The sequence below is a fragment of the Enterobacter cloacae complex sp. SHL022 genome, assembly GCF_049237785.1.
Lineage (GTDB): Bacteria > Pseudomonadota > Gammaproteobacteria > Enterobacterales > Enterobacteriaceae > Enterobacter > Enterobacter hormaechei_C.
In genome coordinates this window covers 24,374-44,820 of sequence record NZ_JBMKJH010000009.1, presented here as the reverse complement: position 1 = coordinate 44,820, position 20,447 = coordinate 24,374, and the positions used below count along the sequence as shown (strand labels likewise).

20 protein-coding genes are annotated in these 20,447 nt (G+C 56.1%); 14 read left to right on the top strand and 6 right to left on the bottom strand.

The window, feature by feature from the left end:
* Positions 1–241: 241 nt before the first annotated feature.
* The 10 genes from ACOTZD_RS18215 to trpS all read left to right on the top strand — a co-directional run bounded on the left by ACOTZD_RS18215 (position 242) and on the right by trpS (position 8,664).
* Entirely contained in the window at positions 242–421 is a 180-nt protein-coding gene (locus tag ACOTZD_RS18215; protein ID WP_022651950.1) for a hypothetical protein, read from the top strand.
* Positions 411–815, top strand: a complete 405-nt coding sequence (locus ACOTZD_RS18210) for a HofP DNA utilization family protein (RefSeq protein ID WP_003861627.1) — start codon at positions 411–413, stop codon at positions 813–815. Before ACOTZD_RS18215 ends, ACOTZD_RS18210 begins: the two co-directional genes overlap by 11 nt.
* Positions 727–1,965, top strand: coding sequence for a DNA uptake porin HofQ (gene hofQ / locus ACOTZD_RS18205; RefSeq protein ID WP_023314949.1), 1,239 nt, complete (start codon positions 727–729; stop codon positions 1,963–1,965). Before ACOTZD_RS18210 ends, hofQ begins: the two co-directional genes overlap by 89 nt.
* Before the next feature lie 286 nt (positions 1,966–2,251).
* Positions 2,252–2,773: a shikimate kinase AroK gene (gene aroK, locus ACOTZD_RS18200; protein ID WP_003861630.1), complete on the top strand. Its 522-nt coding sequence runs from the start codon at positions 2,252–2,254 to the stop codon at positions 2,771–2,773.
* 57 nt (positions 2,774–2,830) lie between these two features.
* Positions 2,831–3,919 (top strand): 3-dehydroquinate synthase, encoded by a 1,089-nt coding sequence (gene aroB / locus ACOTZD_RS18195; RefSeq protein WP_003861631.1) that lies wholly within the window; start codon positions 2,831–2,833, stop codon positions 3,917–3,919.
* Positions 3,920–4,011: 92 nt separating this feature from the next.
* Positions 4,012–5,316 (top strand): cell division protein DamX, encoded by a 1,305-nt coding sequence (gene damX / locus ACOTZD_RS18190; protein ID WP_023323826.1) that lies wholly within the window; start codon positions 4,012–4,014, stop codon positions 5,314–5,316.
* A 67-nt stretch (positions 5,317–5,383) separates the two neighbouring features.
* Positions 5,384–6,196 carry an adenine-specific DNA-methyltransferase gene (gene dam / locus ACOTZD_RS18185; protein WP_003861633.1) on the top strand — a complete coding sequence of 271 codons (813 nt, stop codon included), beginning with the start codon at positions 5,384–5,386 and terminating at the stop codon, positions 6,194–6,196.
* A gap of 39 nt (positions 6,197–6,235) precedes the next feature.
* The gene (gene rpe, locus ACOTZD_RS18180; RefSeq protein ID WP_003861634.1) at positions 6,236–6,913 is read left to right on the top strand and encodes a ribulose-phosphate 3-epimerase; all 678 of its coding nucleotides are present in this window, start codon (positions 6,236–6,238) and stop codon (positions 6,911–6,913) included.
* Positions 6,906–7,667, top strand: coding sequence for a phosphoglycolate phosphatase (gene gph / locus ACOTZD_RS18175; protein WP_032608044.1), 762 nt, complete (start codon positions 6,906–6,908; stop codon positions 7,665–7,667). The genes rpe and gph overlap by 8 nt, the downstream gene beginning before the upstream one ends.
* Positions 7,660–8,664 carry a tryptophan--tRNA ligase gene (gene trpS / locus ACOTZD_RS18170; RefSeq protein WP_023298773.1) on the top strand — a complete coding sequence of 335 codons (1,005 nt, stop codon included), beginning with the start codon at positions 7,660–7,662 and terminating at the stop codon, positions 8,662–8,664. The genes gph and trpS overlap by 8 nt, the downstream gene beginning before the upstream one ends.
* 72 nt (positions 8,665–8,736) lie before the next feature.
* Here trpS and ACOTZD_RS18165 read toward each other — a convergent pair whose 3' ends face one another.
* The 5 genes from ACOTZD_RS18165 to tsgA form a co-directional block, all read right to left on the bottom strand.
* Complete coding sequence (locus tag ACOTZD_RS18165) at positions 8,737–8,907, bottom strand: YhfL family protein (protein ID WP_008503029.1); 171 nt, start codon at positions 8,905–8,907, stop codon at positions 8,737–8,739.
* Positions 8,908–9,051: 144 nt separating this feature from the next.
* A complete protein-coding gene (gene cysG / locus ACOTZD_RS18160) occupies positions 9,052–10,425 on the bottom strand; it encodes a siroheme synthase CysG (RefSeq protein ID WP_023323823.1) in 1,374 nt (457 codons plus the stop codon).
* Between the two features lie 134 nt (positions 10,426–10,559).
* Positions 10,560–10,886 carry a nitrite reductase small subunit NirD gene (gene nirD, locus ACOTZD_RS18155; protein WP_022651948.1) on the bottom strand — a complete coding sequence of 109 codons (327 nt, stop codon included), beginning with the start codon at positions 10,884–10,886 and terminating at the stop codon, positions 10,560–10,562.
* Entirely contained in the window at positions 10,883–13,426 is a 2,544-nt protein-coding gene (nirB, locus tag ACOTZD_RS18150) for a nitrite reductase large subunit NirB (protein WP_045349836.1), read from the bottom strand. Before nirB ends, nirD begins: the two co-directional genes overlap by 4 nt.
* A 260-nt stretch (positions 13,427–13,686) precedes the next feature.
* On the bottom strand, positions 13,687–14,871 hold the full coding sequence (tsgA, locus tag ACOTZD_RS18145) for an MFS transporter TsgA (protein ID WP_003861648.1): 1,185 nt from the start codon (positions 14,869–14,871) through the stop codon (positions 13,687–13,689).
* Between the two features lie 278 nt (positions 14,872–15,149).
* Between tsgA and ppiA the strand changes: the two genes are divergently transcribed.
* The 4 genes from ppiA (at position 15,150) to argD (ending at position 18,314) form a co-directional block, all read left to right on the top strand.
* Positions 15,150–15,722, top strand: a complete 573-nt coding sequence (ppiA, locus tag ACOTZD_RS18140; protein WP_048209887.1) for a peptidylprolyl isomerase A — start codon at positions 15,150–15,152, stop codon at positions 15,720–15,722.
* Between the two features lie 105 nt (positions 15,723–15,827).
* Positions 15,828–16,412 (top strand): putative adenosine monophosphate-protein transferase Fic, encoded by a 585-nt coding sequence (locus ACOTZD_RS18135; RefSeq protein WP_047654371.1) that lies wholly within the window; start codon positions 15,828–15,830, stop codon positions 16,410–16,412.
* 30 nt (positions 16,413–16,442) lie between these two features.
* Entirely contained in the window at positions 16,443–17,006 is a 564-nt protein-coding gene (gene pabA, locus ACOTZD_RS18130) for an aminodeoxychorismate synthase component 2 (protein ID WP_003861654.1), read from the top strand.
* A gap of 87 nt (positions 17,007–17,093) precedes the next feature.
* Complete coding sequence (gene argD / locus ACOTZD_RS18125; protein ID WP_003861656.1) at positions 17,094–18,314, top strand: bifunctional acetylornithine/succinyldiaminopimelate transaminase; 1,221 nt, start codon at positions 17,094–17,096, stop codon at positions 18,312–18,314.
* Here the strand turns inward: argD and ACOTZD_RS18120 are convergent.
* Positions 18,311–20,398, bottom strand: a complete 2,088-nt coding sequence (locus tag ACOTZD_RS18120) for a YccS/YhfK family putative transporter (RefSeq protein ID WP_174402181.1) — start codon at positions 20,396–20,398, stop codon at positions 18,311–18,313. The two genes, argD and ACOTZD_RS18120, sit on opposite strands and share 4 nt — an antisense overlap.
* Positions 20,399–20,447: the final 49 nt, after the last annotated feature.

The following is a 20,447-nucleotide window of genomic DNA, read 5'->3' as shown; positions in this document are numbered from 1 at the left end:
ACGTCCTTCCCGGCGCGTCCTTTGCTGGTTGATCGCGTCGGGGCTTGTTGCGTGGGCAATTTGGGGACTGCTGCTCAGGCCCGCTGCTCTGCGTTACGCCGATGTTCAGGCGCAGGCCATCAGTGCGAAGCGAATCAACGCCTCGCTGTGGCCAGAGGCCGGACGGCAAGCAGTGTTTACGCAAGTGACGCCCTCGCGGCCCTTTTCTCCCCTGGCATTTCAGCGTGAGGACGCAAGGCTGGTGTACTGGAAGCCGCAGCAGAGTGGGGGAGAGCTGGCGCTGGATGCCTCATGGGGCGCGGTTCCGGCGCTCTTTTCCCGGCTGGCGCTTGAGAACGTGCGGGTGAGTGCGTTTTCCATCATCCCACAGGGCAAACAGTTACGCCTCAGCCTGCAACTGGAGATCGGTCATGCGCAGTAAAGCCCGTTTAGTCATCCTGCTTTCTCCGCTTTTCCTGACCGGGATGCGGGATCCCTTCTCTGTGCCGGAAGAGCGTTGCGCAGCCGGGCAGCTCAGCCAGTGGCGGTATCAGGGGATAGTCAGCGGCAGCAGGGATATCGGCCTTATGCAGGACGGGCAGAAACGCTGGCACCGGGTAAAAACGCAGATGCGGTTACCGACAGGCTGGCGGGTGAGCGCGATAGATAGACAACAACTGACCGTTGATGTCGGCGATATGTGCGAGCCGAAGCGATGGACATGGCAACGAGAAGGAACGAAAAAAAGTGAAGATAAGGATAGGGCTGTTACTGGCGGTACTCAGCCAGCCCCTGTGGGCCGCGACGCCAAAACCGGTCACCCTGCTGGTGGATGATGTCCCGGTGGTGCAAATATTACAGGCGCTGGTAGCGCAGGAGGATCGCAATCTGGTGGTGTCGCCGGATGTCAGCGGTTCGCTTTCGCTGAATTTAACGCGGGTGCCCTGGAGGCAGGCGCTTCAGACGGTAGTGAACAGCGCCGGGCTGGTATTGCGGGAAGAGGGCGGCATTTTTTATGTGCATACGGCGGCCTGGCAACGGGAGCAACAGACGCGTAAAGAGCAGGAGCGGGCCCAGCGTCTGCTCGACGCCCCGCTGCACTCTCACAGCATTCCGTTTGCTTATGCGGATGCGGCCGAATTGCAAAAAGCGGCGGAAAAGCTCTTAAGCCCGAAAGGCAGTCTCTCCGTCGACAAGCGCACCAACCGTTTCCTGGTCAGGGATAACCAGACGGTGGTGGATATGCTCCAGCGCTGGGCTGTGCAGATGGATCTGCCCGTCGAGCAGGTGGAACTGGCGGCGCAGATTGTGACCATCAGTGAAAAAAGCCTGCGTGAACTGGGGGTGAAATGGAACCTCGCTGACGCAACGGAGGCCAGTAAAGTGGGTCAGGTCACGACGCTGGGTGCGGACCTGTCGGTGGCCAGTGCGACCACCCACGCAGGGTTTAACATCGGGCGCATCAACGGCAGGATGCTGGATCTTGAGTTGTCGGCGCTTGAGCAAAAGCAGCAGGTGGATATCATCGCCAGCCCGCGGCTGCTGGCATCGCACATGCAGCCGGCCAGCATCAAGCAGGGCAGCGAAATTCCGTATCAGGTTTCCAGCGGCGAGAGCGGGGCGACATCCGTTGAATTTAAAGAAGCGGTATTAGGCATGGAGGTCACGCCGGTGGTTCTGCCGGGTGGTCGTGTGCGCCTGAAACTGCATATCAGTGAAAATATGCCCGGCCAGGTGCTGCAACAGGCAGACGGCGAAACGCTGGCGATCGATAAGCAGGAGATCGAAACGCAGGTTGAGGTAAAAAGTGGGGAAACGCTCGCGCTGGGCGGGATCTTTTCGCAAAAGAATAAAACCGGACGCGACAGCGTGCCCGTGCTGGGCAACATTCCGTGGCTGGGTCAGCTGTTCCGCCATGACGGAAAAGATAACGAACGGCGCGAGTTAGTAGTGTTTATCACGCCACGTCTGGTCAGTATTCAGTAATGGGTAACGATCCCCGCAATGATTTTGCATTCAGTTTGTTGCAGATGTTTGACGTGGGGCATGAATTAGCATACAAGGAGTACCGATTTGAGTTGGACTTACGTCTTATTTCCTTATGCGCCGGCAACGGTGATTTAATCAGTTGCCAAACAAGCCGGAGTATTGAGATAATTTTTCGTCTGACTCTCGCTCTATTGCAAATGAGGTTTCAGTTCATGTCCTGCTACGCCGGGTGTCTGCGCAGCGGGGATTACCATTAACGAATAGTCTTAGTAGTACCGAAAAAATGGCAGAGAAACGCAATATCTTTCTGGTTGGGCCTATGGGTGCCGGCAAAAGCACTATTGGGCGTCAGTTAGCTCAACAACTCAATATGGAATTTTACGATTCTGATCAAGAGATTGAGAAACGAACCGGAGCGGATGTGGGCTGGGTCTTCGACGTAGAAGGCGAAGAAGGTTTCCGTGACCGAGAAGAAAAAGTGATCAACGAACTCACGGAAAAACAGGGCATTGTGCTGGCAACTGGCGGCGGCTCTGTAAAATCTCGCGAAACCCGCAACCGTCTCTCCGCCCGTGGCGTAGTGGTCTATCTTGAGACGACCATCGAAAAACAGCTGGCACGCACGCAGCGTGATAAAAAGCGCCCGTTGTTGCAGGTTGAAACACCGCCACGTGAAGTTCTGGAAGCTTTGGCCGATGAACGCAATCCTCTGTACGAAGAGATTGCTGATGTGACCATTCGTACTGACGATCAAAGCGCTAAAGTGGTTGCAAACCAGATTATTCATATGCTGGAAAGCAACTGATTCTGGCTATATATACACTCGCCTGCGGGTAAAAGCATTTAAGGTGGATGTCGCGTCATGGAGAGGATTACAGTTACTCTCGGGGAACGTAGTTACCCTATCACCATCGCGGCTGGTTTGTTTAACGACCCAGCTTCCTTCTTACCACTGAAAGCGGGTGATCAGGCGATGCTGGTCACCAACGAGACGCTGGCTCCGCTTTATCTCGACCGTGTACGTCACCTGCTTGAGCAGGCGGGCGTGAAGGTCGACAGTGTGATTCTGCCCGATGGCGAGCAGTACAAAAGCCTGACGGTACTGGATACCGTCTTTACCGCACTTCTGCAAAAACCGCACGGTCGTGATACAACACTGCTTGCCCTGGGCGGCGGCGTTGTGGGCGATCTGACCGGTTTTGCAGCCGCCAGCTACCAGCGCGGCGTGCGCTTTATTCAAATTCCAACCACGTTGCTCTCACAGGTCGATTCTTCTGTGGGCGGTAAAACGGCGGTTAACCATCCGCTCGGCAAAAACATGATTGGCGCGTTCTACCAGCCTGCCTCGGTGGTGGTGGATCTCGACTGTCTGAAAACCTTGCCAGCGCGCGAACTGGCGTCCGGCCTTGCAGAAGTGATCAAATACGGCATTATTCTTGACGGGGAGTTCTTCACCTGGCTGGAAGAGAATATGGATGCGCTGCTGCGCCTCGACGGGCAGGCAATGGCCTACTGTATTCGCCGTTGTTGTGAGCTGAAAGCAGAAGTCGTTGCCGCAGATGAGCGTGAAACCGGCTTACGTGCTTTACTGAATCTGGGGCATACGTTTGGTCATGCGATCGAAGCCGAAATGGGCTACGGTAACTGGCTTCACGGTGAAGCTGTCGCTGCCGGAATGGTTATGGCGGCGCGTGCCTCTGAACGTCTGGGGCAGTTCAGGCCGGAAGAGACAGCACGTATCATCGCGTTGCTTAAACGTGCTGGCTTGCCGGTAAGTGGTCCGCAGGAAATGTCTGCGCAGGCGTACCTTCCCCACATGATGCGCGATAAAAAAGTATTAGCAGGTGAGATGCGTCTGGTACTCCCGCTTGCAATAGGGAAAAGTGAAGTGCGCGGCGGAGTGCCGCACGAAGTCGTACTTGGCGCTATTGCTGATTGTCAGCAAGCGTAACAACTAGAAAGGTCAGACCGCTGTAACAGGTGGTCGTTTTAGCTTCAGGTTAATGCAGAGTCGTTGGCAGAAGCCTTTGAGTGGGGTGTTAAATGGATGAATTCAAACCAGAAGACGAGCTGAAACCCGATCCCAGCGATCGTCGTACTGGTCGTTCTCGTCAATCTTCAGAACGTGATAACGAGCCGCAGATCAACTTTGACGATGTCGATCTGGATGCAGACGATCGTCGCCCTTCGCGTAGCCGCAACGCGCGCAATGAGCGTGAAGACGAGGAGTTTGAATCCGAAGAAGAGTTAATGGATGAACAGCCTGTTGAACGTCGACCGCGCAAGCGTAAAAAAGCGGTAGCGGCAAAACCGGCCTCCCGTCAGTACATCATGATGGGCCTTGGCGTTCTGGTGCTGGTATTGCTTATTGTCGGCATTGGTTCCGCGCTAAAAGCCCCTTCTACCCATTCTACCGAGCAGACCGCGTCTGCCGAGAAGAGCATCGACCTGTCTGGTAACGATGCGAGCAACCAGGCGAATGGCGCTCAGCCTGCGCCGGGCACCACTTCCGCAGAGCAGACCGCAGGCAATACCAGCGCCGGTCAGGATATCTCTCTGCCGCCTGTCTCTTCTACCCCGACTCAGGGCCAGGCGCCAGCTACGCCTGAAGGCCAGCAGCGTGTTGAGGTTCAGGGCGATCTGAACAACGCGCTGATGCAGCCGCAGAATCAGGAACAGGTTAACGCTGCCGTGGTGAACTCCACGCTGCCAACTGAACCAGCCACCGTTGCGCCAGTTCATGGCAGCAATGCCCAGCAGCAGACGGCGGCAACGGAAACCAAACCGCGCCAGACGCAGACTGCACCACGCCAGGAGCGTAAGCAGGCTGTGATTGAGCCGAAGCGTGAGACGAAACCACAGACCGTGGCAAAAGCGCCAGAAACGAAAGCGCCAGCGCAGACAAAACCTGCGGTGAGCCAGCCGGTTAAAGCGCCAACGCCTGCGGCAACCGCTGCACCGAAAGCAACGGCGACCACAACCGCACCTGCTGCAACAACACCTGCTGCAACAACACCTGCGGCTCCCGCAGCCAAAACGGGCGCTTCGCCAGGTAAAACGACGGGCAACGTGGGTTCTTTGCAGTCGGCCTCTTCCAGCAACTACACCCTTCAGCTGAGCAGTTCGTCTAACTATGACAACCTCAACGCCTGGGCGAAGAAATCGAATCTGAAAAACTACGTGGTTTATCAGACGACCCGTAACGGTCAACCGTGGTATGTGCTGGTGAGTGGTATTTATGCTTCCAAAGATGAAGCAAAACGTGCCGTTTCCACGCTGCCAGCCGACGTGCAGGCGAAAAACCCGTGGGCGAAGCCGATTCATCAGGTGCAGGCCGATCTGAAGTAATGTTTAAAGCGCAGGATGCTGTCGGAGCTTTCTCCACAGCCGGAGAAGGTGTAATCAGTTAGTCAGCATGAAAAAAAATCGCGCTTTTCTGAAATGGGCAGGGGGGAAATACCCCCTGCTCGACGATATTAAAAAGCACCTGCCGAAAGGCGAGTGTCTTATCGAGCCCTTCGTGGGTGCTGGATCGGTGTTCCTGAATACCGATTTTTCTCGTTATATCCTGGCGGATATCAACAGCGACCTTATTAGCCTCTATAACATCGTCAAACTGCGTACCGATGAGTATGTGGAAGAGGCACGGAAGCTGTTTACGCCAGAGAACAACAACCCGGACGTCTACTATCAGTTCCGCGCTGAGTTTAATCAAAGCCAGGATCCGTTCCGTCGCGCGCTGTTGTTTCTTTATCTCAACCGCCATGGCTACAACGGTCTGTGCCGGTATAATCTGCGTGGCGAGTTTAACGTGCCGTTTGGCCGCTATAAGCGTCCCTATTTCCCGCAGGACGAGCTGTATCACTTTGCTGAAAAAGCACAGAATGCCGAGTTCTACTGTCTCTCATATGAAGAGTGCATGGAGCTGGCGGGCGTAAACTCGGTGGTCTACTGCGACCCGCCTTACGCGCCGCTGTCTGCCACGGCAAATTTCACCGCCTACCACACCAATAGCTTCAGCCCGGCCGAGCAGGCTCGTCTGGCTGAGATGGCGGAAAAGCTGGTCAGCAAAAGAATTCCGGTGTTAATTTCGAATCACGACACGCCTGATACGCGCGAATGGTACAAAGCCGCGAAGCATTTTCAGGTAAAAGTGCGGCGTAGCATTAGCAGCAACGGCGGCACACGTAAAAAGGTGGACGAACTTCTGGCGCTTTATCGACCCTGAGCCTTTGCCCGCCGGTAAACACATTTCAAGGAGATGCGGATGAAACAGTTTTTGATTGCCCCCTCAATTCTGTCGGCCGATTTTGCCCGCCTGGGTGAAGACACTGCCAAAGCTCTCGCGGCTGGCGCGGATGTCGTCCATTTCGACGTTATGGATAACCACTACGTTCCCAACCTGACCATCGGTCCGATGGTGCTTAAAGCGCTGCGTAACTACGGGATCACCGCGCCCATTGACGTGCATCTGATGGTGAAACCGGTTGACCGCATCGTACCCGATTTCGCCGCGGCGGGTGCCAGCATCATCACTTTCCACCCGGAAGCCTCCGAACACGTTGACCGCACGCTACAGCTGATCAAAGAGAACGGCTGTAAGGCGGGGCTGGTCTTTAACCCGGCGACCCCGCTGAGCTATCTCGACTACGTGATGGACAAGCTGGACGTGATCCTGCTGATGTCCGTCAACCCGGGCTTTGGTGGTCAGTCATTTATCCCTCAGACCCTCGACAAACTGCGTGAAGTGCGCCGCCGTATCGATGAGTCTGGCTATGATATTCGTCTGGAAGTGGACGGCGGCGTGAAGGTCAATAACATCGGTGAGATTGCGGCGGCAGGGGCGGATATGTTCGTCGCAGGCTCCGCCATCTTCGATCAACCGGATTACAAAAAAGTCATTGATGAAATGCGCCGTGAACTGGCGAAGGTAAGTCATGGATAAATTGCAGGCTATTCGGGGTGTAGCATTTGACCTCGACGGCACGCTGGTCGACAGCGCGCCAGGATTAACCAGCGCCGTCGATCAGGCGCTGTATGCCCTTGAACTCCCCGTTGCAGGCGAAGAGCGCGTCGTGACGTGGATTGGTAACGGTGCAGACGTGCTGATGGAGCGCGCGCTGACCTGGGCTCGTCAGGAGCGTGCCTCTCAGCGTTCCGCGCAAGGTAAACCGAGTGTTGACCACGCGGATATTCCCCAGGATGAGCAGCAGCGTATTCTGCGCAAACTGTTCGACCGTTTCTACGAAGAGACCGTCGAAGAGGGCAGCTTCCTGTTCCCGGATGTCGCTGAAACGCTGAGCGCGCTATATGCTAAAGGCATCCCGCTGGGGCTGGTAACTAACAAGCCGACACCGTTCGTTGCGCCTCTGCTGGAAGCGCTGGATATCGCGAAATACTTCTCCGTGATTGTGGGCGGCGATGACGTACAGAATAAAAAGCCGCATCCGGAACCGCTATTGCTGGTGGCAGGAAAATTATCCTTAGCACCTGCGGAGCTGCTCTTTGTCGGGGATTCCCGCAATGATATTCTGGCTGCCAGAGCGGCAGGTTGCCCGTCGGTTGGGTTGACCTACGGCTACAACTACGGTGAAGCCATTACGCTGAGTGAGCCGGACGTTGTGTTCGACCACTTCAAAGATTTGTTGCCCGCACTCGGGCTCTCGCACAGTGAACATCAGGAATTGAATAATGACTAAGCCCATCGTTTTTAGTGGCGCACAGCCTTCAGGTGAACTGACCATTGGTAACTACATGGGTGCGTTACGTCAGTGGGTGAGCATGCAGGATGACTACCACTGCATTTACTGCATCGTGGATTTGCATGCTATCACCGCGCGTCAGGATCCAGAGAAGCTTCGCAAAGCAACGCTCGATACGCTGGCGCTGTACCTGGCGTGCGGTATCGATCCCGAGAAGAGCACCATTTTCGTTCAGTCTCACGTACCAGAGCACGCGCAGCTGGGCTGGGCGCTGAACTGCTACACCTATTTCGGCGAGCTGAGCCGCATGACCCAGTTCAAGGATAAGTCTGCGCGCTACTCTGAGAACATCAACGCCGGTCTGTTTGACTATCCGGTGCTGATGGCGGCCGACATTCTGCTGTACCAGACCAACCAGGTGCCGGTGGGTGAAGACCAGAAGCAGCACCTGGAGCTGAGCCGCGATATTGCCCAGCGCTTCAATGCGCTTTACGGCGACGTGTTCAAAGTGCCTGAGCCGTTTATTCCGAAATCCGGCGCGCGCGTGATGTCCCTGCTGGAGCCGACCAAAAAGATGTCCAAGTCTGACGATAACCGCAACAACGTTATCGGCCTGCTGGAAGATCCGAAATCGGTGGTGAAAAAGCTCAAGCGTGCGGTGACCGACTCCGATGAGCCGCCAGTGGTGCGCTACGACGTGCAGAACAAAGCGGGCGTATCCAACCTGCTGGACATTCTCTCCGGTGTGACCGGACAGAGCATCCCTGAGCTGGAAAAACACTTTGAAGGCAAGATGTACGGCCACCTGAAAGGCGAAGTGGCAGACGCCGTTTCCGGCATGCTGACCGAGTTGCAGGAGCGCTATCACCGTTACCGTAACGACGAAGCTTTCCTGCAAAAAGTGATGAAAGAGGGCGCAGAAAAAGCCAGCGCGCGCGCGTCGGAAACCCTGAAAGCGGTGTACGAGGCGATTGGGTTTGTGGCGAAACCTTAAGCCGCCACCCGACAAATACGGACTCAATAAAAAAACCGGGAAATTCCCGGTTTTTTTACGCCTGAAAAACGCTTACTGCTGTGCCGCCGGGCCGCAACCGCCAATGATCTTCGAAATGGAGATCGCCGGATGCAGCAGGTAATCATAGCTGCAATTATTTTTAGTATTTTGAACGTGACCGGTGCAGGCCGTCAGAGTTGATAACAGGCCGACCAGAACGGCAGCTTTAGCCAGTTTGAACATACGCATTCCTTGTCTAAAAATCTAAAATTGGATGTAACACGAGGGAATAAATGGAAAAGTTCCATTATGCGGGCGGTATGTTATCGATTGAGGTAAGAAGGGAGTAGTCCGCTTCAAGACTACTCCCGGGAGAGAGATTGTGCGTTAGTGGCTGGAGAACCAGTTCAGTTTTTCACGCAGTGCTACCACGCGGCCCACCACGATCAGCGCCGGGCTTTCAACCTGCTGCGCCAGCTCACCCAGCTGCGTCAGCACGCCATCGACCACGCGCTGCGTAATGGCGGTGCCGTTTTCCACCAGTGCGACCGGCATATCTGCTTCCATGCCGTGCTCCAGCAGTTTCGCCTGAATCGTGGCTGCCTGATTTAGCCCCATGTAGAAGACCAGCGTCTGCTTTTCAGCGGCCAGATTATGCCAGTCCAGCTCGCTGCCGGTTTTCAGGTGGCCCGTCACCAGGCGCACGCTCTGGGCATAGTCGCGATGGGTTAACGGAATGCCGGAATAGGCAGAACAGCCGGATGCCGCCGTAATACCCGGCACCACGGAGAATGGAATGCCCGCGTTGCAGAGAGTTTCCAGCTCCTCGCCGCCGCGACCAAAGATAAAGGGATCGCCCCCTTTCAGACGCACCACACGCTTTCCTTTCTGCGCTTCCCGCAGCAGGATCTGGTTGATCTCCTCCTGCGGTACGCAGTGATAACCTGCCCGTTTGCCGACGAACACGCGGTCAGCATCGCGGCGTACCAGATTCATGATGTCATCAGAGACCAGACGGTCATACACCACGATGTCCGCCTGCTGGATCTGCTGGAGACCCTTCAGCGTCAGCAGGCCCGCATCGCCGGGACCTGCGCCCACCAGTACCACTTCACCGCGATGGTCCAGCGGCTCGCTCAGGAGCTGTTCGGTCGTCTCTTCAACGGCTTTGGTGTCCTGATTGGCCAGCGACTGCGCCAGCCTGTCGTTGACAAAGAACTTCTCCCAGAAGCGACGGCGTTCGCCCACGGTTGCGAAGGTTTGCTTCACGCGGGAACGCAGCTGCCCGGCGTATTGGGCAATCTGGCCAAGATGCTGCGGCAGCACGGCTTCCAGTTTTTCCCGCAGCAGACGGGCAAGAACGGGCGAGCGGCCACCGGACGACACCGCAATCATCAGCGGTGAACGGTCGATAATCGACGGCATGATAAAGCTCGCCTCTTTCGGCGCATCCACCACGTTACAGAAGATGCGGCGCGCTTCGCAGGCGTCGCTGACGCGCTGGTTAACGTCATCGTTATCCGTTGCGGCGATGGTCAGCCAGCAGGTATCCAGCAGGGATTCATCAAATTCGCCCTGCACCTGGGTGAGCATCCCTTCCTGCGCCCAGACGTCAAACTGTGGGGCGAAGGTGAGGGCGTTAACGGTCAGTCGGGCGCCCGCCTCTAACAGCAGGCGCGCCTTGCGTTCAGCCACATCGCCGCCGCCCACGAGCAGGCAGTCGCGGTTGCGTAATTGACAAAAAATCGGCAGGTGATCCACGACGTTACCTCACAGCATTCATGGCGGGGGAAGAATTGACGTCAGGATAACAGCAGGAATCGTACAGAACATACGGTTTTTCCTGCCGTTACCCATAAGGGGTCATAAGCCTTTCCTATTGAAAAGGCGAGGGGTTACCCTTTCAGCTGCACCTCGCCGTCCTTCACGCGGACGTCGTAGTGTTTGACCGAGAAGCTTTCATCTTCCATGCAGCGCCCGTCGGTTAAGCGGAAGCGCTGCTTTTTCAGCGGGCTGGCAACCCACAGTTCGCCCTGGTGCTCCGCAATCAGACCGCGGGAGAGCACGCTGGCCTCGAAGAACGGGTCGATATTGCTGATGGCATAGACCTGTTCATCGTGGCGAGGACGGAAAATCGCCACCTGCTCGTTGCCCAGCAGGGCACAGACGCCGGTTGCTGGCAGAATGTCGTTAATATTGCAGATGTTTACCCACTGGCTCATGCGTTTTCCTCCACCAGCATCACCGGAATACGTTCATACGGGGTCGCTGGACGATGCTGTTCACGCTCCGGCACCACCTGCACGTTCGGGTCGCGCTGGGTGCTGTTGATAAAGTGTTTGAAGCGCGTCTGCGCCGCTGGCGTGTTCACGGTTTCGGTCCACTCGCAGATCACCGCCTCGCGCAGTCGAGTCATCTCGGATTCCAGCTGTTCATTCAGGCCCAGCTTGTCGTCGATAATGACCGACTTCAGGTAGTCGATGCCGCCTTCGAGGTTATCGAGCCAGGAGGCGGTACGGGTCAGCTTATCGGCGGTACGGATGTAGAACATCATGAAGCGGTCGAGATACTGAATCAGCGTGTCGCGATCGAGATCCGCCGCCAGCAGGTCCGCGTGGCGCGGTTTCATCCCGCCGTTGCCGCACACGTACAGGTTCCAGCCTTTCTCGGTGGCAATAATACCCACGTCTTTACCCTGCGCTTCCGCACATTCGCGGGTACACCCTGAGACGCCGAACTTCATTTTGTGCGGCGTACGGATGCCTTTGTAGCGGTTTTCCAGCTCTACGCCGAAGCCCACGCTGTCGCCCACGCCGTAGCGGCACCAGGTGCTGCCCACGCAGGTTTTCGCCATGCGCAGCGCCTTGGCGTACGCGTGACCGGTTTCAAAGCCCGCTTCAATCAGCTGACGCCAGATTTCCGGCAGGTCATCTTTCTGCGCGCCGAACAGGCCGATACGCTGGGAACCGGTGATTTTGGTGTACAGGTTAAACTCACGGGCGATACGGCCCACGGCGACCAGCCCTTCAGGGGTGATTTCCCCCCCGGCAGAACGCGGGATCACCGAGTAAGTCCCGTCTTTCTGAATATTGGCCAGGAAGTTATCGTTGGTGTCCTGAAGCGGAGTGTGTTCTGGTTTGAGCACATATTCGTTCCAGCAGGACGCAAGTAGCGAACCAACAGTAGGCTTACATACTTCACAGCCATAGCCCTGGCCGTGTTTCTCCAGCAGTTCGTCAAAGGACTTAATGCCTTCCACGCGGATCAGGTGGTACAGCTCCTGGCGAGAGTAAGCGAAGTGCTCGCACAGGTTGTTGTTCACTTCAATGCCCTGTTTTGCCAGCTCGGCGTTCAGCACCTGGGTGACCAGCGGGATACAGCCGCCGCAGCCGGTCCCGGCTTTGGTTTCCGCCTTCAGCGCCGCAACGGTGTGGCAGCCTTTGTTAATGGCGGAGATCAGCATGCCTTTGGTGACGTCGAAGCAGGAACAGATTTGCGCGCTGTCCGGCAGTTTATCCACACCGATGGACGGCTTACCGCTGGAGGCGTGCGCCGGGAGGATCAGCGCGTCCGGGTTTTCCGGCAGCTCAATGGCGTTCAATACCAGCTGGAGCAGGTTGCCGAAGTCGCTGGTGTCGCCCACCAGCACCGCCCCGAGCAGGGTTTTGTTGTCCTGGCTGACGATAAGACGTTTGTAGACTTCTTTGCTTTCGTCCAGATAAACATAGCTGCGGGAGTTCGGGGTGCGACCATGCGCATCGCCAATACCGCCCACGTCCACGCCCAGCAGCTTCAGCTTGGCGCTCATGTCTGCGCCGGTGAAGGCGTTTTCGCTGCCCAGGATATGATCCACGGCGACCTGCGCCATTTTGTACCCAGGCGCGACCAGGCCGAATACGCGGTTGTTCCAGCTGGCGCATTCGCCGATGGCGTAAATATCCGGGTCGGAGGTCTGGCAGGTGTCGTTAATCATGATCCCACCGCGCTGCGCGACGGCCAGACCGCATTGCGTTGCCAGCTTGTCGCGCGGGCGGATACCGGTGGAGAAGACGATGAAGTCCACTTCCAGCTCGCTGCCGTCGGCAAAGCGCATGGTTTTGCGTGCTTCAGTCCCTTCCTGAACGATCTCTTTGGTGTTTTTGCTGGTGTGAACTTTCACGCCCATGCTTTCGATCTTACGGCGCAGCTGATCGCCACCCATGTGGTCGAGCTGTTCGGCCATCAGCATCGGGGCAAATTCGATAACGTGGGTTTCAACGCCGAGGTTTTTCAGCGCGCCTGCCGCTTCCAGACCCAGCAGACCACCGCCGACAACCGCGCCGCGTTTGCTTCGACGTGCGCAGGATTCGATGGCGTTGAGGTCTTCAATGGTACGGTAAACGAAACAATCCTGGGTTTCCGACCCTTTAATAGGCGGGATCCACGGATACGAGCCCGTCGCCATGATCAGCTTATCGTAAAAAACCGTACGTCCGGCGCTGGAGTGGATTACTTTCTCCTGACGGTTGATGGTGATAGCGCGTTCGCCCACCAGCACTTTTACGCCATGCTTCTCGTAGAACCCTTCACGCACCAGAGAGAGCTCTTCGGCGGTATGGTGAGAGAAGTAAGAAGACAAGTGCACACGGTCGTACGCCTTGCGGGGTTCTTCACAGAACACGGTAATATCGAACTGCTCAGCATCGGCTTTATCGAGAAGATCCTCAATAAAGCGGTGGCCGACCATGCCGTTACCGATGATAGCGAGTCTGACTTTGCTCATTTTTGCCTCGATTTCTTTTCTATTACTGCTTACCTTAACGATTCAGCAGGGGCACTTATTGATGCAAATCAAATACGCCTTCACCTACCCCTTAGGGGGTATATCTATGATTTGTCAGGATTTTTATAAGTGACGGATATTGTTTGATTTTTGTGCTTGTTCGTTTTTCGCACAAAATTAATGGGGTTTTTACCCATCGGCGGGCAGGGCGGGTGAGCACAGGGGAAACCCCTTTGCAGTACGCAAAGGGGTTACGGCGATTAGTGGGTAGCTGTTGCCGGGTTGTGTTGACGGTGACGGGTCACAAAGCCCAGCACGAAGCACATGATAAACACTACGGCGTACAGACCGTTAGCGGTATGCAGCGCCGCCAGCGGGCCGCTGTGCGCAACAATCGGGCCCGTGACCACGAAGGTCAGCATGGTGCCGATGGTGCCGCAGGTCAGCACGAAGTTCACCAGCTTTGGCGATGCCACTTTGGTCTGAAGAGAGCCAAGGGTGATGATCGAGGTATAAATCGCGCTGGAGAAGAAGCCCAGGGTCAGGATGAACCACGGCATATGCTCCGGGGAACCGTTGATGAACAGATACATCAGCACGGTCGCCAGACCCGCCAGAACGGTCAGGATCCGTTGCAGGTCGAAGAAGCGCAGGATAAAGCTAAACGCCCACATGCCGAACATGTAAGACATCCAGAAATCGCTCACCAGTTTACCCGCGTCGTTCAGGCTCATGCCCAGACCTTTCGCATACTCAGGAACCCAGGAGATAAAGCCCAGCTGGCCGAGGATGTAACACAGCGCGGCGATGGAGAGGAACAGTACGCCGATACCCCATTTTTCTTTCGCAACCGGCTCGGATGTAGTCTGCGCTTTTTTGCCCAGCACCGGGAACTCGCAGCCGAAGGTGAGAATAAAGATCGCGACATAGACCAGACCAATGCAGGCATATACCCAGTACCACTCAATGCTGCGCGCCAGAAGATACGCGGCGACCATCGGGAAAATCATCCCGGCCATGCTGAAGAAGGAGTCGGTGAACAGCAGACGCGCGCCGCGCTGGCGGCCTTCATACATGTGCGTAATCAGAAACGTACCGATCGACATGGTGATCCCGCTCACCAGGCCCAGTACGAACATGGCGGCAGAGAAGAGGGCGATGCTGTGGCTCAACATCAGGCCCGCCACGGCGGCAACCATCAGCACGAAGCCAAAACGCAGCTGCGTTTTCAGCGGCACGATTTCCATCAGCCATGCATTAAGGAAAATAGAGATCAGGATCCCCGCGTTCAGGAAGGTGAAGGTGTTACTCATGCTGGAAACGGGCAGCTGGAAGTAGTCTGCGATATTTCCCATCACCATCCCGGTGACGATCACCAACGCGCCGGTCAGGGCGTAAGAGAAGAAGCTGATCCATGTGAGCTTGATGCGATTGCTGTTAGTCATGTCTGGCCTGTTAAAAGTAAAGAAAAACGCAATGACTGCGTTTGAGCGGGCAGATTTTAGTCGCGAAAGTGATCTAATTAAATCTTTTCAGAAAATTTTGAGCACAATTGCAGGTTTTAACGTGATGCAGATCACATTACGTTGCAGGGTGAACAATCGTTTGCGCGGTAATAATTGTTTCAATTTGGTAAAATTAGGTAAAAGACTGGTCTGGGTTCATACTGCTCTTTAGAATCAAGCCATTCGCTTTTTATACTGCGCTTTGTTAAGGAATTCTCATGCTCAAATCAACACTGGCGGCTGTTGCAGCTGTGTTTGCTCTTTCTGCCGTTTCCCCTGCTGCGCTGGCAGCCAAAGGAGACCCTCACGTCCTGCTGACTACCTCTGCGGGGAATATTGAGCTGGAGCTGAATAGCCAGAAAGCCCCTGTTTCGGTGAAAAACTTCCTCGACTACGTGAACAGTGGTTTTTATAACAACACCACGTTCCACCGCGTGATCCCGGGCTTTATGATTCAGGGTGGCGGTTTTAACGAGCAGATGCAGCAGAAACAGCCCAACCCGCCCATCAAAAATGAAGCTGACAACGGCCTGTTGAACAAGCGCGGCACCATCTCCATGGCGCGTACGGCGGACAAAGACAGCGCCACCAGCCAGTTCTTCCTCAACGTGGCTGATAACGCCTTCCTGGACCACGGTCAGCGCGACTTTGGCTACGCGGTGTTTGGCAAAGTGGTGAAAGGCATGGACGTGGCGGATAAGATCTCTCAGGTTCAGACTCACGATGTCGGTCCATACCAGAATGTGCCGACTAAGCCTGTCGTCATTCTCTCCGCGAAAGTGCTGCCGTAATCGTTCGTCCACACGGGCATATCCTGCCCGTGTCTTTCCGCCCTCCCTGCGAAAGCGCGTTTTGCTGCTTATACTTGTGGCAAACGGACTATTCAGGGAGGCGTAGTGAAAAAACTCACCGACAAGCAAAAATCCCGTCTCTGGGAGCAACAACGTAGTGTCAATTTTCAGGCCAGCTGCCTCCTTGAAAAAGGTAAGGGGCCCGCTGAACCCGATATCGAGACGCTGGAACTGGGGCCTTCCGCACCGGGTTTACCCCATCTGTGTCTTATTCACCGCCATTTATTCCGCAACGAAATGAAAAGCGCGGGCGAGCTGCGCACCGCCGATATTTCCAAGGGCGACATTCCTTTTTGCCATTTCGAGTACATCGAGAAAGTGGGTAATGAGCTGATGGCTTCGCTGGAAAGTGATAAATATCTGGTAGGCCTTCAGAAAGAAGAGTTTACAGACAGAATCAGTCATTACTACTGTGAAATCAACATGCTACATCCGTTTATGAGCGGTAATGGCGTGGCCCAGCGGATCTTCTTTGAACAACTGGCTATTCATGCGGGCTACGTGCTGAACTGGCAGGGGATCGACCCGGACGACTGGGCTGCCGCCAACCAGAGCGGGGCGATGGGGGATTTGACCGCCCTGAACGTCATCTTCGCCAAAGTTGTGAGCGAAGCGCGGGAATCTGCGTAAAATAGGGCGGCCATTTTTTCAGGAGCCGTCATGATTCTGCTGATTGATAACTATGATTCCTTTACCTGGAACCTCTACCAGTATTTTTGCGAGCTGGGGGCAGAGGTGGTTGTCCGCCGTAACGATGAGATCGCGCTGGATGACATTGACGCGCTGGCACCTCAGAAAATCGTGATTTCGCCCGGGCCGTGTACCCCGTCGGAGTCCGGCATCTCGCTGGCGGTAATCCAACACTATGCGGGCAAACTGCCGATTCTGGGCGTCTGCCTGGGTCACCAGGCCATTGCGCAGGTCTTTGGCGCCACCATTGTCCGTGCCGCGAAAGTCATGCATGGCAAAACCTCACCGATCACACACACCGGTACCGGCGCATTCCTGGGGCTAAACAATCCGTTAACCGTGACGCGCTACCATTCTCTGATTATTGATCCGCCGACCCTGCCGGCCTGCTTTGAGGTTACCGCCTGGAGCGAGACGCAGGAGATCATGGGCATTCGCCACCGCGAGTACGATCTGGAAGGTGTGCAGTTCCACCCGGAAAGCATTCTCAGCGAACAGGGGCACGCGCTACTGGCTAATTTCCTTAATCGCTGAATATCGGTTGCCTTGCTGTGATTTTTTATGCATATTTTGTGATTATATTTTCACAATAACTGTGACATAAAAATGGATGGTCATGACATGGCAACTGAACAACCAGCAATTACCCGCGCGACATTCGATGAAGTGATCCTGCCGATTTATGCACCGGCTGAGTTTATCCCGGTGAAAGGGAGAGGTAGCCGCGTCTGGGATCAGCAGGGCAACGAGTATGTTGATTTCGCAGGCGGTATTGCGGTGACGGCACTGGGCCATTGCCATCCTGCGCTGGTGGACGCGCTGAAAACGCAGGGCGAAACGCTGTGGCACACCAGCAACGTGTTCACCAACGAACCGGCGCTGCGTCTGGGGCGTAAGATCATCGATGCCACCTTCGCAGAACGCGTGCTGTTTATGAACTCCGGCACCGAAGCCAACGAAACCGCCTTTAAGCTGGCGCGCTACTACGCAACCACGCGTCATAGTCCGTACAAAACCAAAATCATCGCCTTCCATAACGCCTTCCACGGTCGCTCGTTCTTTACCGTTTCCGTGGGCGGCCAGCCGAAGTATTCCGACGGCTTTGGTCCGAAACCTGCGGATATCATCCACGTGCCGTTTAACGATCTGCACGCCGTTAAAGCGGTGATGGACGATCACACCTGTGCCGTGGTGGTCGAGCCCATTCAGGGGGAAGGCGGCGTCACGGCGGCCACCCCGGAATTTCTGCAAGGGCTGCGCGAACTGTGCGACGAGCACCAGGCGTTGCTGGTGTTTGATGAAGTGCAGTGTGGGATGGGGCGTACCGGGGATCTGTTCGCTTATATGCACTACGGCGTAACGCCGGATATTCTGACCAGCGCGAAAGCGCTCGGCGGCGGTTTCCCGGTCAGTGCGGTACTCACTACCCAGGATATCGCTTCCGCATTTCATGTGGGCTCACACGGCTCCACCTACGGCGGTAATCCGCTGGCGTGTGCCGTGGCGGGTGCGGCGTTCGATATCATTAATACGCCGGACGTCCTGAATGGCGTGAATGCGAAACGCGATCTGTTTGTGAAACATCTTCAGCAGATTGACGAACAGTTTGATGTCTTCAGCGAAATCCGCGGAATGGGGCTGCTGATTGGCGCCGAGTTGAAGCCTCAGTATAAAGGCCGCGCGCGCGATTTCCTGCACGCCGCCGCGCATGAAGGCGTCATGGTGCTCAATGCCGGGCCGGACGTGATGCGCTTTGCGCCATCGCTTGTGGTGGAAGACAAAGACATCGAAGACGGATTAACCCGTTTTGCCGCGGCGGTCGCGAAGATCGTCAGCGGCTAATACGCGGTTCGTTTTAACCGGCGCGTTAACCAAATCCCGTGATGCGGGCGCTGACGCCATGCCACCGACGAAATGGTGTGCATGGTGTTCAGGTGGCCGAGAACGCGCTGTAAATGCTGCTCAAGGGTGCTCATCGGCCCGTGGGTCAGCGTCTCCGGCGCTTCCAGAATGTTCGAATCCCCTGACTCGCCCGGTGCATCATACTCCAGGCGCTGCTGACAGCGCTGCAACGCAATTTCACACGACTGCAAATAGCGCTGCGCCAGATCCGGCGTCAGCATCGTGTGCTCCCGCGCCAGCGTCGTCATGGCATTGATGTGCTCGACGATAAACTGGCTGTGCGTGACCCACAGCTTCATGTCAGCCAGATAGTGCGCGTTAAAGCCCGGCTCCTGCATGGCCTGGTTAAGGGAGTTGAACAGGGCGTTATGCGCCTGGTTGACCTTCATGCGCTCGTAGGACAGCGGAGAGGGCTGTGGGTCATCGCTCAGTATCAGACGAATGGCCTGCTGGTCAGCTTCCAGCGCGTCGTGGGCGTTCTGCCTCAGTAATCCACTTTGCCACTGCGGCCACAGCCAGACCATGCCGCCAAAGGCGATCAGGCAGCCAATCAGCGTATCGACCAGACGGGCAATAATAAACTGTTCCCCGTTAAGCGTGAGCAGTTGAAGGGTATACACCGCCGTCACCGTAAAGCCCACCATCGCCCAGCCGTAGTTTTTGCGGATAATCAGATAGCTCACCAGCGTGATTGCCAGCATACCGGCCAGGGTATAGCCCTCCGGCACGTGGAAGTGCAGCGTTATGCCCGCGATAATCAGCCCCGCCATCGTGCCGCCCGCCCGATGCAGAATACGGACCCGCGTGGCGCCATAGCCGTTCTGGGTAACAAACAGTACGGTCATTAAGATCCAGTAGGGTTTCGGCAGGTGCAGGGCCATTCCCATCAGGCTGGCGATGCTCAGCATCACACTGATCCGTGCGGCATTGCGCAGGGCAGAAGATTTCAGTGAAAGATAGCTTTTGAGCGCGGGCAGCAGCGGCAGCCGTTTTTGCTTATCGGCCATCAGGTCGCGGGCATAAAGCGGGCGCTGGGTGCGTAACACCCGGGCGATGCGGCTGAAATGCCAGGCAGCAAATTGCCCGACCGGGTTATCCGCGTGCTGACGCGAAATCTTTTCCAGCGCGCCGAGCTGTTTGTCCATGTTAAAGCGCGTCGGGTAGCGGTGATAGAGGATATCGTCAGCCAGCACCCGCAGGCGGGCCGCGACGGTCTGCGCGTTCCAGCGGATCACCGCTTCTGCATGGCTGCGCTCCACCAGCTTTTGCACCTCTTCCGGATTATGAAGGCTGACGGAGATATGCTCCTGCAAATCCAGCCCGACCTGGAAGATTCGCAGCAGCCGCTTGTATTCATGATTTTTGTTGGCGGCAAGCATGTGCAGCTGCTGATAGCACTGGCTGATCAGATCCACCACTTTTTGCTGGCGCGCCAGTAGCGGCGGCAGGGATTTTTCCGGGTCGGTATGTTGAGTGAGCAGGGTGTATTTTGCTTCGCAGTATTCAGCAAGCTGCACGTAGAGCAGGCTCAGGGATTCGCGCAGCGGCTGTTCCCGCCACAGCCAGAACCAGAACCAGTTAAACAGCCCGTACCACAGCGTGCCGAGGGCGTAGATCAGCAATGGCTCCCACACCGGCATGTTGCCTGCAAGGCTTAAGGTGAAGATGGCGGCAATCAGCGACGCGGGAAGCAGGCGGGCGTGTAGCGAGCTGATTTCGGCGGTGACGCCGAGCGTCATCGCCAGCACGGTCAGGATCAGAGGCAGAGGAATGTCGCGGGCCAGTAAGAGCTGTACGGCAAGGCTACAGCCGGCAAACAGGCAGCCGCCAATAATCAGACGTTTAAAAAAGCGTTTATGGGGCGTATCCAGACCGGCAATGTTGCAGCAGGCGGGCACGAGGGAAAACAGCAGGCCTTGCTGAAGATGTCCGAGGATCAGGCCCACGGCCACGGGAAGACACAACACCAGCGTTTGTCGCAGTGCGTAGTTAACTTCCGGGTGATAGATCAGCCTGCGCCACATGAGGAGTAGAGACAAAAACGGCGTGCCACCCTGCGGCGGCACGCCGTTT

Bases quoted from the DNA above. Each gene is read 5' to 3' on its own strand.
- nirB (WP_045349836.1), bottom strand. From the start codon at position 13,426: ATGAGCAAAGTCAGACTCGCTATCATCGGTAACGGCATGGTCGGCCAC.
- pabA (WP_003861654.1), top strand. From the start codon at position 16,443: ATGATTCTGCTGATTGATAACTATGATTCCTTTACCTGGAACCTCTAC.
- rpe (WP_003861634.1), top strand. From the start codon at position 6,236: ATGAAACAGTTTTTGATTGCCCCCTCAATTCTGTCGGCCGATTTTGCC.
- gph (WP_032608044.1), top strand. From the start codon at position 6,906: ATGGATAAATTGCAGGCTATTCGGGGTGTAGCATTTGACCTCGACGGC.
- dam (WP_003861633.1), top strand. From the start codon at position 5,384: ATGAAAAAAAATCGCGCTTTTCTGAAATGGGCAGGGGGGAAATACCCC.
- aroB (WP_003861631.1), top strand. From the start codon at position 2,831: ATGGAGAGGATTACAGTTACTCTCGGGGAACGTAGTTACCCTATCACC.
- ACOTZD_RS18165 (WP_008503029.1), bottom strand. From the start codon at position 8,907: ATGTTCAAACTGGCTAAAGCTGCCGTTCTGGTCGGCCTGTTATCAACT.
- trpS (WP_023298773.1), top strand. From the start codon at position 7,660: ATGACTAAGCCCATCGTTTTTAGTGGCGCACAGCCTTCAGGTGAACTG.
- ACOTZD_RS18120 (WP_174402181.1), bottom strand. From the start codon at position 20,398: ATGTGGCGCAGGCTGATCTATCACCCGGAAGTTAACTACGCACTGCGA.
- nirD (WP_022651948.1), bottom strand. From the start codon at position 10,886: ATGAGCCAGTGGGTAAACATCTGCAATATTAACGACATTCTGCCAGCA.
- ppiA (WP_048209887.1), top strand. From the start codon at position 15,150: ATGCTCAAATCAACACTGGCGGCTGTTGCAGCTGTGTTTGCTCTTTCT.
- damX (WP_023323826.1), top strand. From the start codon at position 4,012: ATGGATGAATTCAAACCAGAAGACGAGCTGAAACCCGATCCCAGCGAT.
- ACOTZD_RS18210 (WP_003861627.1), top strand. From the start codon at position 411: ATGCGCAGTAAAGCCCGTTTAGTCATCCTGCTTTCTCCGCTTTTCCTG.
- aroK (WP_003861630.1), top strand. From the start codon at position 2,252: ATGGCAGAGAAACGCAATATCTTTCTGGTTGGGCCTATGGGTGCCGGC.
- argD (WP_003861656.1), top strand. From the start codon at position 17,094: ATGGCAACTGAACAACCAGCAATTACCCGCGCGACATTCGATGAAGTG.
- tsgA (WP_003861648.1), bottom strand. From the start codon at position 14,871: ATGACTAACAGCAATCGCATCAAGCTCACATGGATCAGCTTCTTCTCT.